At 71.8% G+C, this 12793-nt stretch carries 10 protein-coding genes and 3 tRNA genes; 6 read left to right on the top strand and 7 right to left on the bottom strand.

Going from position 1 to position 12793, the window contains the following annotated elements; translation table 11 throughout:
• Positions 1-238: 238 nt before the first annotated feature.
• On the bottom strand, positions 239-652 hold the full coding sequence (locus P3T39_RS11110; RefSeq protein WP_280697290.1) for a hypothetical protein: 414 nt from the start codon (positions 650-652) through the stop codon (positions 239-241).
• A 268-nt stretch (positions 653-920) separates the two neighbouring features.
• On the opposite strand from P3T39_RS11110, the gene P3T39_RS11105 reads away from it, so the two are divergent.
• A complete protein-coding gene (locus P3T39_RS11105; RefSeq protein ID WP_280697289.1) occupies positions 921-1745 on the top strand; it encodes a polysaccharide deacetylase family protein in 825 nt (274 codons plus the stop codon).
• A gap of 142 nt (positions 1746-1887) precedes the next feature.
• Here P3T39_RS11105 and P3T39_RS11100 read toward each other — a convergent pair.
• A tRNA-Ile gene (locus P3T39_RS11100) sits at positions 1888-1961 on the bottom strand.
• A 241-nt stretch (positions 1962-2202) separates the two neighbouring features.
• Between P3T39_RS11100 and P3T39_RS11095 the strand changes: the two genes are divergently transcribed.
• Both P3T39_RS11095 and P3T39_RS11090 read left to right on the top strand, forming a co-directional pair.
• Positions 2203-3078, top strand: coding sequence for a trypsin-like serine protease (locus tag P3T39_RS11095; RefSeq protein ID WP_280697288.1), 876 nt, complete (start codon positions 2203-2205; stop codon positions 3076-3078).
• 78 nt (positions 3079-3156) lie between these two features.
• On the top strand, positions 3157-3933 hold the full coding sequence (locus P3T39_RS11090) for a trypsin-like peptidase domain-containing protein (RefSeq protein ID WP_280697287.1): 777 nt from the start codon (positions 3157-3159) through the stop codon (positions 3931-3933).
• A gap of 122 nt (positions 3934-4055) precedes the next feature.
• Here P3T39_RS11090 and P3T39_RS11085 read toward each other — a convergent pair.
• Both P3T39_RS11085 and P3T39_RS11080 read right to left on the bottom strand, forming a co-directional pair.
• Positions 4056-4128: transfer RNA gene (locus P3T39_RS11085), tRNA-Asn, on the bottom strand.
• Positions 4129-4167: 39 nt separating this feature from the next.
• Positions 4168-4240 (bottom strand) — tRNA-Asn (locus P3T39_RS11080).
• A gap of 311 nt (positions 4241-4551) precedes the next feature.
• On the opposite strand from P3T39_RS11080, the gene P3T39_RS11075 reads away from it, so the two are divergent.
• The 3 genes from P3T39_RS11075 to P3T39_RS11065 all read left to right on the top strand — a co-directional run bounded on the left by P3T39_RS11075 (position 4552) and on the right by P3T39_RS11065 (position 7907).
• A complete protein-coding gene (locus P3T39_RS11075) occupies positions 4552-4845 on the top strand; it encodes a hypothetical protein (protein WP_280697286.1) in 294 nt (97 codons plus the stop codon).
• Positions 4846-4969: 124 nt separating this feature from the next.
• On the top strand, positions 4970-6412 hold the full coding sequence (locus P3T39_RS11070; RefSeq protein ID WP_280697285.1) for an FGGY family carbohydrate kinase: 1443 nt from the start codon (positions 4970-4972) through the stop codon (positions 6410-6412).
• 91 nt (positions 6413-6503) lie between these two features.
• Positions 6504-7907: a glutamate decarboxylase gene (locus P3T39_RS11065; RefSeq protein WP_280697284.1), complete on the top strand. Its 1404-nt coding sequence runs from the start codon at positions 6504-6506 to the stop codon at positions 7905-7907.
• 35 nt (positions 7908-7942) lie between these two features.
• Here the strand turns inward: P3T39_RS11065 and P3T39_RS11060 are convergent, their stop codons facing one another.
• From P3T39_RS11060 to P3T39_RS11050, 3 genes are all read right to left on the bottom strand, one after another.
• A complete protein-coding gene (locus P3T39_RS11060; protein ID WP_280697332.1) occupies positions 7943-8998 on the bottom strand; it encodes an RNA polymerase sigma factor in 1056 nt (351 codons plus the stop codon).
• Positions 8999-9435: 437 nt separating this feature from the next.
• Positions 9436-11358, bottom strand: a complete 1923-nt coding sequence (gene dnaG / locus P3T39_RS11055) for a DNA primase (protein ID WP_280697283.1) — start codon at positions 11356-11358, stop codon at positions 9436-9438.
• A 40-nt stretch (positions 11359-11398) separates the two neighbouring features.
• Entirely contained in the window at positions 11399-12736 is a 1338-nt protein-coding gene (locus P3T39_RS11050; RefSeq protein ID WP_280697282.1) for a deoxyguanosinetriphosphate triphosphohydrolase, read from the bottom strand.
• Between the last annotated feature and the right edge of the window lie 57 nt (positions 12737-12793).

Below are 12793 nucleotides of genomic sequence, written 5' to 3'. Positions count from 1 at the left end.
CGCAGGCCGCCCGAGCGCCGTGGCTCGGACTCCATCGGAGACATCCCATCGGCCATCGGGCCCCGCTCCTCTTCTCTCGTCCGGTCCGGTCTCGCCCCGGCAGGGCTCACCGGGACTGCCGTTCGCTGACAGGCTCGGCCGCCGGGCAGGCCCTGACGCGGCTGGACATGCCGACGCACCGTCGTGGCCGACACCGGGAGGGCATCGGCCACGACGGGCCCGGAATGTCGGGCAGTCCTCAGACCACGCCGCCCGCCACCTTGCGGCGGCGCAGGGTGTACGCACCGACGGCCAGGCCACCGCCGAGCAGGGCCACGCCGGATGCCAGACCACCGGAGGCGGACAGGCCGCCACCGCCGGTGTGCACGCCACCGCGCGGCTTGCGGCCCTCCTCGTGGGAGCCGTCCCCCCTCCGGCCGTCTTCCCTCCGGCCGTCCTCCCTGCCGTCGCCCTTGCGCCCGTCCTCCCGGCGGTCGTCCTTCCTGCCCCGCTCCTCCCAGACCTGCTGGTCGTCGGCGGCCCCGGGACCGCCCGGTGCCGCCTTCCGGTCGGACGGGGAGGCCAGGCCGGTCACCGCGTTGACGGCGGGGGAGCCGAAAACGAGAACGGTTGCGACGGCCGCCCCGGCGACAAGGGTGCGCTGCACACGCATGTGGCTGTTCCTTCCGGCACGTCCGGACGACCGCCGACTCTGCCGTCGGCTCGGGAAATCGCGGACTCACGCCTCCATTACCGTCGGTCACGACCCGGTCACTCGCCACCGGTCGCTCTCATCCGGGTGAGGGTCCAGCGCGGCGGACCCCGACAGCGCCCACGGATGGCCGATTCAAGCTGACGTCGATTCAGCTGTTGGGGTGGTACTCGGCCCCGGTGCGACCCTTCACAGCGTGGCGCCGCCGGGACCGAGGGAGACATTCGTCATGCTGTCACACCATCAGATGATGTCCCGCCGACTGCTCCTGAATGTCGCGGGAGTGACCCTGCTGTCGGCCGGATCCTGCCACGCACCGGTGGAGACCCCGAGCGGTGCCGGGCACCCCGGCGCCTCCTCACCACCGCTCCCGCCCGCCAGGAAGTCCGGCGGGCAATCCCCGTCCCCGGCGACGAACCCGCCGGGGCCGCCCCCGACCCCGGGGCGCCCCGCACCGCGCCCCGTCACGGCTCCGCTCTTCGAGCTCGACTCCTCGGAGAAGCTGATCGCACTCACCCTCGACGACGGCCCCCACCCCGCCCACACCCCGGTCGTCCTGGATCTGCTGCGCCGGCACGGAATCCGGGCCACGTTCTTCCTGATCGGCGAGAACGCGGTCAAGCATCCCGGACTGGTCCGGGCAATCGCCGACGAGGGCCACTACATCGCCAACCACACCTGGACCCACCCCGACCTGCGCCACCTGCCGGAGTCCCAGGTGCGCGACGAGCTGGAGCGCACCTCGGACCTGCTCCAGGCGACCTCCGGGAAACCCGTCACCTGGTTCCGCGCGCCAAGCGGCGACTGGTCGGACGTCTCGTTGCGGACCTGCGCGGAGCTCGGCATGCGCCCGATGGGCTGGTCGGTCGACCCGCGCGACTGGTCCCGGCCCGGCACCTCGAAGATCACCAGCTGCGTACTGGAGGCCGTCCGCCCCGGCTCGATCGTTCTCAACCACGACGGGGGCGGTGATCGCTCCCAGACCGTCGAGGCCCTCCGCACCTACCTGCCGGTACTGATCGGCGAGGGCTACCGCTTCACCGCACCGCGGTGAGTGCGACCGTGCATCCCAGGACCGGACGAACCGTCAAGTCGCCGTTCCCAAGGTGCTCCCGGACGAGTGAATCTCGGCCCGTCGGCTCTCGACCCGGCTCCGCCTGCTCTACAGTTCATCCAGGTGAGCTCTGATTTTGCGGTGGGGCGGGTGGGACTCGAACCCACGACCAAGGGATTATGAGTCCCCTGCTCTAACCGGCTGAGCTACCGCCCCGGCTTGCGTACAACCGGCAACGACCGGTGCAGCAGACGGCCCCTCAGGGCCGTCCACGGCAGCATAGCTGGTCGATCAGCCCCGGTGCGCGCCCGGGGGCTCATCCGAGTGCGCCGACGTGTGCGCCGCTCCGTCCGGGGGAACCTCTGTGGCGGCAATCCGCCCGATGGGTGAGGCTGGGGAGTCGGCACGGGGCGGTTCGAGTGACGCCCGTGACACGGACGGACCAGGGCGGTGTCGGGTGGCGGTTCGCAGGCGGAGCAGGTGGCGGGTGTGGGCGGCGGCCGCTGCCCTCGGGCTGGCGGCCACCGGCTGCGCAGCCCCCTCGGACACGGCGGGCAGCGCGGGTACGCCGAACAACTCCGCCGGCCGGACCTCTGCGCGCCCGAGCACCAGCGCCGGCGCGCACGGCTGGAGCAGGGACCGCCTGCGCGCCGCGATCGCCAAGCACGCCGGGACCGCCCACACCGCCAAGGCCACCCCGCTCAACGCCCAGGTCGGCGCCGTCTTCACGCACAACGCGGAGGGCGACCACTTCTGCACCGCCAGCGTGGTGGACAGCGCCGGGCAGAATCTGATCGTGACCGCCGCGCACTGCGTCTACGACCCCACAACCGGGCAGCGCAGTGATCTGGTCTTCGTCCCCGGCTACCGCACCGGAGAGTCACCCAACGGCGTCTGGCCGCTGGTCTCGATCACCGTGGACCAGAGCTGGAAGGACGACGGCAACGAGGACATGGATGTGGCCTTCGCCATCGTCCAGCCGCAGAACGGCCGGCAGATCCAGCAGGTGCTCGGCGCCAGCAGGCTGGGGATCAACAAGGGCTACCAGCTGCCGGTGAGGATCACCGGCTACCCCAGCAGCGTCGACGCGCCGATCACCTGCGCCAACAACACCACCGAGCAGAGCACCACCCAACTGCGCATCGACTGCTCCGACTACACCGGCGGGACCAGCGGCAGCCCCTGGGTCACCGACCTCGACCCGAAGACCCGGACGGGCACGGTGGTCGGCGTGATCGGCGGCTACCAGCAGGGCGGGGACACCCCGGACATCTCGTACAGCAGCTACTTCGGTGACCAGGTCCAGGCACTCTACGACCGGGCCACGGGCTAGCGCTCCGGGTCTCTCGCCTGGTAGATCTTGCTCCCGAGCCCGCCCGGCGGCGGGCCTTCGGGAGAGAGAGACCGGTTCATGGCACGCGTACGGCAGTCCGACGGCACCTCGGCACGGCGGGGGCCGACCGCGCCCGCTGCGCTGCTGGCCGTCCTGCTGACGGCCACCGGCTGTGCGTCGAACTCCGGCACCCCGGACAGCGCCAGCACCCCCTCCTCGCAGCCGGCCCCCGAGAACGGGCCCAGCAAGCGGATCGGCGCACTCTTCGTCGGCGACCTGAGCGGCCAGCGGGCCTGCACCGCCAGCATCGTGGACAGTCCGCACCGCAACCTGCTGGTGACCGCCGCGCACTGCGTCTACACCAGTGAGCTCGGCCGGCTGGACAATCTGGTATTCGCCCCCGGATACCGCAACGGCCAGGCTCCGTACGGGACTTGGCCGCTCGCCTCGATCACCATAGATCCGCACTGGACCACCGACGAGGACCCCGAGTACGACGTCGCCTTCCTCACCGTGGCCCCCGTGAACGGCAAGGAGATCGAGGACGCGTTCGGCGGCAACCCGATCGGCACCGACCAGGGCTTCGACCTGCCCGTCTCGATCACCGGCTACCCGAACGACCACGAGGACCCGATCACCTGCTCCGGGCGCACCAGGAAGTTCAGCGCCACCCAGGAGCGCTTCGACTGCTACGGATACACCAACGGCACCAGCGGCAGCCCCTGGCTGACCACCGCGGGCAAGGTGATCGGCGTGATCGGCGGCTACCAGCAGGGCGGGGACACCGATCAGACCTCCTACAGCATCACCTTCGACTCCCGGGTCGCCGAGCTGTACCGGAAGGCGACCGCCTGAGCTGTCCGGCCAGGAGCAGCAGCGGCAAGGTGCGGGGAACAAGAAGGCGCGGGAAACACGAAGGCCCTCCGGTCGACCGGAGGGCCTTCGCTCTGCGCTGCTCACCTCAACTAGCGGTGAAGCTCCCCCAATTGGACTCGAACCAATAACCTGCCGATTAACAGTCGGCTGCTCTGCCAATTGAGCTATGGGGGAATGCACACAGCCGGACGGCCTTTGGCGGGCTGTCCGAAGCTCCCCCAATTGGACTCGAACCAATAACCTGCCGATTAACAGTCGGCTGCTCTGCCAATTGAGCTATGGGGGAATGAGCTTCCGCCTCGATCTCCGGGATCTTCCCGGCCTCTCGGCGCTCGCTGCGGGACATACATTAGCGCACTCAGGGGGGTGGTCCGCCAATCCGTATCCCGCCGCCCGTCCCCGGAGCCCCGGCGCGCGGCCCGGCGACCGCGCCGGGGCCCTCCCGGCGCGCCCGGCGCGCGGCCGTACGTCCGGCCGGGGATGCTGGTGGACGGCGGGCGCAGCTGGCCCGGACCCGCCACTGTCCGCGTGGTTCACCATCGGGCAGGACGGGTAGGGCAACGCGGCAGGAACCGTGAGGAAGGGTGGAGGCCGAGCATGTGGAAGGTGACATTGGTCGTGGGGGTCGGGCTCGGGTACGTCCTGGGCGCGCGCGCCGGACGGCAGCGCTACGAGCAGATCGCCAAGACGGCCCGGCAGATCGCACAGAACCCCCGGGTGCAGGACGTCGCGGGCAAGGCCAGGCAGCAGGCGGGTGCGGTGGCCGGCAAAGCCGCGGGCGCGGTGGCCGACCGGGTCGGTGACCGGCTGCCGGACGCGCTCACCGACCGCGTCCCGTACCTGAACCGGCACCGCGTCGAGGACGACAGCTGGGGCACCGTCCGCCCGTAGACACACAGGCACGCGCCCCTGATGAGCCACCCGACCCCTCGGGACCGCCCCGCAGCCGTACCGAGTGGGCAACACTTGGGCGGCCCGGCTCCGTCATGGGCGTCGGCTGAGGCATGATCTCGGCATGGCCATCGTCGCGGGGATCGACAGCTCCACCACCCGAACCAGGATCGTCGCGTGCGACGCCGACACCGGCGCCGTGCTGCGGGACGGCCGGGCGCCCCATCCACTGCCCGAAGGCGCGGGCGCCAGGACCACCGAGACCGACCCGCAGTACTGGCTGCACTCGCTCGGCGAGGCGGCCACCGGCGGGCTGCTGGAGAGCGTCCGGGCGATCGGCGTGTCCGCCCAGCAGCACGGCCTGATCGGCCTGGACGCGGGTGGCGTCCTGGTCCGCCCCGCGCTGCTGTGGAACGACCCCCGCTCGGCCGGGGCCGCCGCCGCGCTGATCGACGCGCTCGGCGGCACCACCCCCTGGGTCGAGGCGATCGGCTCCGTCCCGCTGCCGACGTACACCATCGCCAAGCTGCGCTGGCTGGCCGAGTTCGAACCGGCCTCGGCGAAGCGGATCGCCGAGGTGCTGCTGCCGCACGACTGGCTGGTCTGGCAGCTGCTCGGCCACCCCAGGCGCCGCACCACCGACCGGGGCGACGCCTCCGGCACCGGCTACTGGTCGCCGCTCACCGGCGAGTACCGGCAGGACCTGGTGAAGCTGGCCCTGGGTCACGAACTGCGGCTGCCCGACGTGCTCGGCCCGGCCGAGCCGGCCGGGCACACCCCCGAGGGACTGCTGATCTCCGCCGGGACGGGCGACAACATGGCCGCCGCCCTCGGTCTCGGCCTCGTCCCCGGCGACGCCGTGGTCTCGCTCGGCGGCAACGGCACCATCTTCGCGGTGCACGAGCAGGCCGTGGTGGACACCTCGGGCGCCGTCTCCTCGTACGCCGATGCCACCGGCCGCCACCTGCCGATGGTCGGCACCCTCAACGCCGCCCAGGTGCTGCGCTCGACGGCCGCCATGCTGGGCTGCGACCTGGCCGGGCTGAGCGAGCTGGCCCTGCAGTCCTCCCCCGGCTCCTACGGTCTGGTGCTGCTGCCCTACCTGGACGGCGAGCGGACCCCCAGGCTGCCGCACGCGGCGGGCACCCTGACCGGTCTGCGCGCCGAGTCCATGGCCTCTCAGCACCTCGCCAGAGCCGCCGTCGAGGGCATGCTCTGCAACATCGCGGACGCCCTGGACGTGCTGCGCGCCAAGGGCGTCGCCGTCCGCCGGGTCTTCCTGCTCGGCACGGTCGGGCGGCTGCCCGCCGTACGCAGGATCGCACCGCTGCTCTTCGGCCTGCCGGTGGTGATACCGCCCGCCGGTGCCCATGCGGCGCGCGGCGCGGCCAGGCAGGCCGCCTGGGCCCTGGCGGGCACTCCCGAGCCGCCGCAGTGGGAGCTGCCCGAGGCGACCACGTACGCGCCCGACCAGGAGCACGACCTCGCCGTCGGGCGTGCGGTCCGCCAGCAGTACGGCACCGTACGGGAGCAGATGCACCCGGAGACGAAGTCCGAGGCAAACTGACCACTGCCGAGACGCGCGTCTTGCAGGTGGCCGACCCGGTCGCGATGGCAGCGTGGGACATTCCGGCACTCCAGTGAAGGGATGTCTGCGCATGGCGCTGCACAAGGGAAGCGGCAGGGATCGCCGACTGGCCGTCAGCCCGCTGTTCGGCACGGCGGACCCGCTCGGTGCGATGAAGCTCGCCCCGCCGCTGCACCGCCTCTCGGACGGCTCGATCCCCCCGCCCAGCGCCTACCAGCTCATCCACGACGAGCTGATGCTGGACGGCAACGCCAGGCTCAACCTGGCCACCTTCGTCACCACGTCGATGGACGAGCACGCGACCCGGCTGATGACGGAGTGCGTCGACAAGAACATGATCGACAAGGACGAGTACCCGCAGACCGCCGAGCTGGAACGGCGGTGCGTGGCCATCCTGGCCGACCTCTGGCACGCCCCCGACCCGGACCAGGCGGTCGGCTGCTCCACCACCGGCTCCAGCGAGGCCTGCATGCTGGCCGGACTGGCCCTCAAGCGCCGCTGGATGCAGCGCAATCGGGACCGGTACGCGGCAGGCGCCCGGCCCAACCTGGTGATGGGCATCAATGTGCAGGTCTGCTGGGAGAAGTTCTGCAACTTCTGGGAGGTGGAGGCACGGCTGGTGCCGATGAGCGGCGAGCGCTACCACCTCGACGCCGAGCAGGCGGTGGCCCACTGCGACCAGGACACCATCGGTGTGGTCGGCATTCTCGGCTCGACCTTCGACGGCTCCTACGAGCCGGTCGCCGAAATCTGCGCCGCCCTGGACGAGTTGCAGCAGCGCACCGGACTCGACGTACCCGTGCATGTGGACGGTGCCTCCGGCGGCATGGTGGCCCCCTTCCTCGACCCCGAACTGCTCTGGGACTTCCGGCTCCCCAGGGTCGCCTCGATCAACACCTCGGGCCACAAGTACGGTCTGGTGTACCCCGGTGTGGGCTGGGCGCTCTGGCGGGACCACGAGGCGCTGCCCGAGGAACTCGTCTTCAAGGTCAACTACTTGGGCGGCGAGATGCCGACCTTCGCCCTGAACTTCTCCCGCCCCGGCGCCGAAGTGGTCGCCCAGTACTACACCTTCCTGCGGCTCGGCTGGGAAGGCTTCCGGGCCGTCCAGCAGGCCTGTCGGGACGTCGCCACGTATCTGGCCACCGAGATCGAACAGTTGGGGTGCTTCCGCCTGCTCACCCGGGGGGACCAGCTGCCCGTCTTCGCGTTCACCACCACCGATGACGTCCCGTTCGACGTCTTCGACGTCTCCCGCCGGCTGCGCGAGCGCGGCTGGCAGGTCCCCGCGTACACCTTCCCGGACGACCGGAGCGACCTGTCCGTACTCCGGGTGGTCTGCCGCAACGGCTTCTCGCAGGACCTGGCCGACCTGCTGCTCGCCGACCTGACCCGGCTGCTGGACGAACTCAGGCTCCAGCCGAGGCCGTTGGCCGAGCTGGGAATGCCACCGAGGACCGGCTTCCACCACTGAGGCACGCCGCCCGGGGCCGCCGGTCCCGGAGGGCCTCAGTCGAGATAGCCGCGCAACTGGTCGGCGAAGGCGTGGCCGCGCAGTTTGGAGAGGGTCTTGGACTCGATCTGGCGGATCCGCTCGCGGGTGACGCCGAAGAGGTTGCCGATCTCCTCCAGGGTGCGCGGCCGCCCGTCGTCCAGGCCGTAGCGGAGCTGGACGACCTGGCGTTCGCGCTCGCCCAGGGTGGCCAGCACCGTCTCCAGGTGCTCGCGCAGCAGCAGGAAGGACGCGTTCTCCACCGGCGAGACCGCGTCCGCGTCCTCGATCAGGTCGCCGAGCGCGACATCGTCCTCCTCGCCGACCGGGGTGTGCAGCGAGACCGGCTCCTGGGCCAGGCGCAGCATCTCCCGCACCTTGCCCTCGGAGAGCTCCAGCACCGCGCCGACCTCTGCCGCGCTGGGCTTCGCCCCGTTCTCCTGCAGCATCGCCCGCTGCACCCGCAGCACCCGGTTGATCAGCTCCACCACATGCACCGGCACCCGGATCGTCCTGGCCTGGTCGGCGAGCGCCCGGCTCATCGACTGCCGGATCCACCAGGTCGCGTAGGTGGAGAACTTGTAGCCACGGGCGTAGTCGAACTTCTCCACCGCGCGGATCAGGCCGAGATTGCCCTCCTGGATCAGGTCGAGCAGGGTCAGGCCGCGGCCGACGTACCGCTTGGCGACGGAGACCACCAGCCGCAGGTTGGCCTCGATCAGGCGGCGCTTGGCGAGCCTGCCGAGCACCACCAGGCGGTCCAGCTCGCCGACGGGGCACCCGGCGGCTCCGTCGGCCCCCCGGAGGTCCAGGGCCTCCTCGGCGAACAGGCCCGCCTCGACCTGACGGGCCAGCTCCACCTCCTCGACCGCGGTGAGCAGCCGGATCCGGCCGATCTCGCGCAGGTACTGGCGCAGCAGGTCGGCGGCCGGGCCGCCGCCCTCCTCCGGGACGGGGGGCGCGTCCAGGGCGGGGGCCGCGTCCGGGCCGGGGACCGCGTCCGGCTCGGAGGTTTCGTCGAGCGCGCAGGTGAGGTCGGTGGCGGCCTCGGGCAGGTCCGGTGGCCCCGGCAGGTCGGGTACCTCCGGGAGGTCCGGCGGATCGGGCAGGTCCGAGGTGTCCGGCAGCTCTCGCAGGGCCTCGGGGTCCGGGGGTTCTGCGGTGTCGGGGCGGGCGTCCGTCGGGCCCTGCACGGGCACTCGGACGTCCTCGGGCGGCGGGGCGGTGTCCCGGCCGTGACGGATGCCGTCCTCGAACAGGACGGCCTGACGCGCAGTGGCAAGCTCCACGGGCATCCCCCTCTGGGCCGCGCGCGGCTCGTGCGGAGAACCGCGCCACACGGACTGGGATACCCACCAGTGTGGGGTACGCCACACCCGGGGGCCGAGAGGCGGGTGGCGACTTTCTTCGTCCCGTGTCGGCGCGCACGTGGCGTGCGGGCGACCCGGCAGAGCCTCGCGCCCCTGAAGGGTCGCCCCCTGCCGCCGAAGGGTCCGCCCGTGCCCCGGCCCTACAGCCCGGCCGCGCCCTTGCTCCGCAGTTGCTGTGCGTACTGCTGGAGCGCCCAGAGCTCGGCCTGGACCGGACCCGACTCCTCGGTGGTGGCCCGGTTGCCGAGTCGCTGAAGGTGGGTGCGGACCTCGGTGACCCGGCGGTCCACGGCCTGCAACCGCAGCTTGACCAGGAACTCGCCCGCGTAGATGGCGTCGGCCGCGCGCCGGGTGCGCAGCGGCTCGACCGTCAACTCGGTGACCAGGCCGCGGACTTGATCGTCCGGGCAGGCATCGCGTGCGACTGCGGTGAAGTCCGGCAGGCTTGCGCCGTATCCGGTGCCGCCGGCCTGGCGGATGGCACGGCGGACGGCGGTGTACGGCGGGGTCGGGAACTCTTCGTCGCCGAAGTTGTCGAAGGCCGGGCTGACCAGCTCGGGGTGCTGAAGGGCGAGTTTGAGCAGCTCGCGCTCGACGAACTGCGCGGGGTCGCGCGGATTCAACCGGTGGACGGGACGCGACGGTTCGACGGGCTGCTGGTTCTCGGCGCGCCGGAATGCCTGGCCGCGCGACTGCTGCTGGCTGTGCCGATCGGAGGCTTGGGCCCGCTGCCAGCGGGCGAGCTGGCCGATCCGACGGACCACGAACTGCTCGTCCAGGATGCCCAGCATTCCGGCGAGTTGGACGGCGTACTCGTGCTGGATCGAGCGGTCCTTGATCTTCACAATGATCGCCGCCGTCTCTTCGAGCGCGGCAGCGCGCCCTTCGGCGGTGTCGACACGGTGCCGGGCGACGGCCGAGCGGAGGGCGAACTCGAAGAGCGGGACGGGGTGTTCGATGAGTTCACGGACGGCGTCGTCGCCCTTGGCGAGGCGCAGTTCGCACGGGTCCATCCCGCCGGGGGTGATGGCGATGGAAGTCCGGGCGGCGAACTTCTGGTCGTCCTCGAAGGCACGCAGGGCGGCCTTCTGACCGGCGGCATCGCCGTCGAAGGTGAAGACGGTCTCGCCACGGTAGGTCGAGGTGTCCATCAGCAGCCGACGGATGATCTTGATGTGGTCCTCGCCGAAGGCGGTACCGCAGGTGGCCACCGCCGTGGTGACACCGGCGAGGTGGCAGGCCATCACATCCGTGTAGCCCTCGACCACGACGGCCCGACCGCTCTTGGCGATCTCCTTCTTGGCCAGGTCGATGCCGTACAGCACCTGGGACTTCTTGTAGAGCGGGGTCTCGGGGGTGTTGAGGTACTTGGGCCCGTTGTCGTCCTCGCGCAGGCGGCGGGCGCCGAAGCCGACCACCTCGCCCGCGGTGTCCCGGATCGGCCAGACCAGCCGGCCCCGGAAGCGGTCGATCAGACCGCCGCGCTGCCCCTGCGAGGCCAGGCCGCCGACCAGGATCTCCTTGTCCGTGAAGCCCTTGCCGCGCAGATAGCGGACCAGGTGCTCCCAGCCCGCCGGGGCGTAACCGACGCCGAAGTGCTGGGCCGCGGCCTCGTCGAAGCCCCGCTCGGCCAGGAATCGGCGGCCGATCTCGGCCTCCGGGGATGCGAGTTGCTCCTGGAACCAGGCCGCGGCCACCTTGTGGGCCTCGACCAGTCGGGTGCGCTCGCCCTGCTGGTGCCGCGGGCTGTAGCCGCCCTCCTCGTAGCGCAGGGTGATGCCCGCCTGCGCGGCCATCCGCTCGACCGCTTCGGCGAAGGAGAGGTGCTCGATCTTCATCAGGAAGGAGATCGTGTCGCCGCTCTCGCCGCAGCCGAAGCAGTGGTAGACGCCCTTGCCCGGGTGCACGTAGAAGGAGGCGGACTTCTCGTCGTGGAACGGGCAGACGCCCTTGAGCTGCGCACCGCCACCGTTGGCGAGCTGCACGTAGTCGCCGACGACCGCGTCGATGGGCAGTGCGTTGCGCACCGCCTGTACATCCTCGTCCCTGATCCTGCCTGCCACCCCGGAAGTCTACGGCCCTGGCGCTCGGAACCGGCCCTCGTTACCTCCCCTCCACCAGACGTGCGTGCAGCGCGAGGGCGGAGGCGTCGGTGAGGGTGGCGATCTGGTCGATCACCGCGCGCAGGGCGGCCCGGTCGTCCTCGGCGTTCTCGTAGAGCGCGGCGAAGACCGGATCAAGGCCGTACGGGGCGGCGCCGATCAGGCTGTCGGCCAGCTCGGCGATCACGATCCGCTGCCGGGTGCGCAGCTGGGCCTGCTCGTCCCGCTGCATCACGTACCGGACGGCGACGGCCTTCAGCACCGCGCATTCCAGGCGCACCCCGCGCGGGACGACCAGCTCGGCGGCGTACCGGGTGAGCGGCCCAGGGCCGTAGCGGGCCCGGGTGGCCTGCTCGGCGGCCAGACAGAAGCGGCCGATCAGCTGGCTGGTGAGGTCCTTCAGCCCGGCGCGGGCGCGGGCCGATCCGTCGTACCCGCGGGGCCACCACTCCTGCGCCTGGAGCCGGTCGAGGGCCTCGCCCAGCTCCTCGGCGCCCGCGTCGGCGGCGTACCGCTCAGCGATCTTGAAGAGCTCGGTGCGCTCCTCGCCGGAGTGCAGGGCCGCCGGGTCGATGTGACCGGCCTGCAGGCCGTCCTCGACGTCGTGGGTGGAGTACGCGACGTCGTCGGACCAGTCCATGACGGTGGCCTCGAAGCACTTGCGGTCGGCGGGCGCGCCGGTGCGCAGCCAGCGGAAGACCGGCAGGTCGTCGGCGTAGACCCCGTACTTGGTCGACGCCGGGTCGGTGGGGTGGCCACCGCGCGTCCACGGGTACTTGGTGGCGGCGTCCAGGGCGGCGCGGGAGAGGTTGAGGCCGACGCTGCGGCCCGGCCACGGCGCGAGCCGGGCAGGCTCCTCGTCCGAGGGAGCGAAGCGCTTGGGCTCCAGGCGGGTCAGGATGCGCAGCGACTGCGCGTTGCCCTCGAAGCCGCCGCAGGCGACGGCGGCCTGGTCGAGCGCCTCCTCACCGGTGTGACCGAACGGCGGGTGCCCCAGGTCGTGCGCCAGGCAGCCCGTCTCCACCAAGTCCGGGTCACAGCCGAGCGAGGCGCCGAGCTCGCGGCCGACCTGGGCGCATTCGAGCGAGTGCGTCAGCCGGGTGCGCGGGAAGTCGCTGCGCATTGGGGCGACGACCTGGGTCGTGCCCGCCAGCCGGCGCAGCGCGGCGGAGTGCAGCACGCGGGCGCGGTCACGCTGGAAGGCCGTCCGGCCCGGCCGCTTGTCCGGCTCCGGCACCCAACGGGCCTCGGCGGACGGGTCGTACCGGGACGGATCGCGCCGGGGGGCGCTGGGCTGCGGAAGATCGAACGGAGCGGAGCGGTGCGCGGTGTCGTCCATATAGCTGTCACCGTACGCCGTTGGGCCGACATTCCTCTGCCCCGCCGCGCTCGGATG

Source organism: Kitasatospora sp. GP82, assembly GCF_029892105.1.
In the GTDB taxonomy this organism is placed as follows: Bacteria; Actinomycetota; Actinomycetes; order Streptomycetales; family Streptomycetaceae; genus Kitasatospora.
This window is presented reverse-complemented; position numbering and strand designations above follow the sequence as displayed.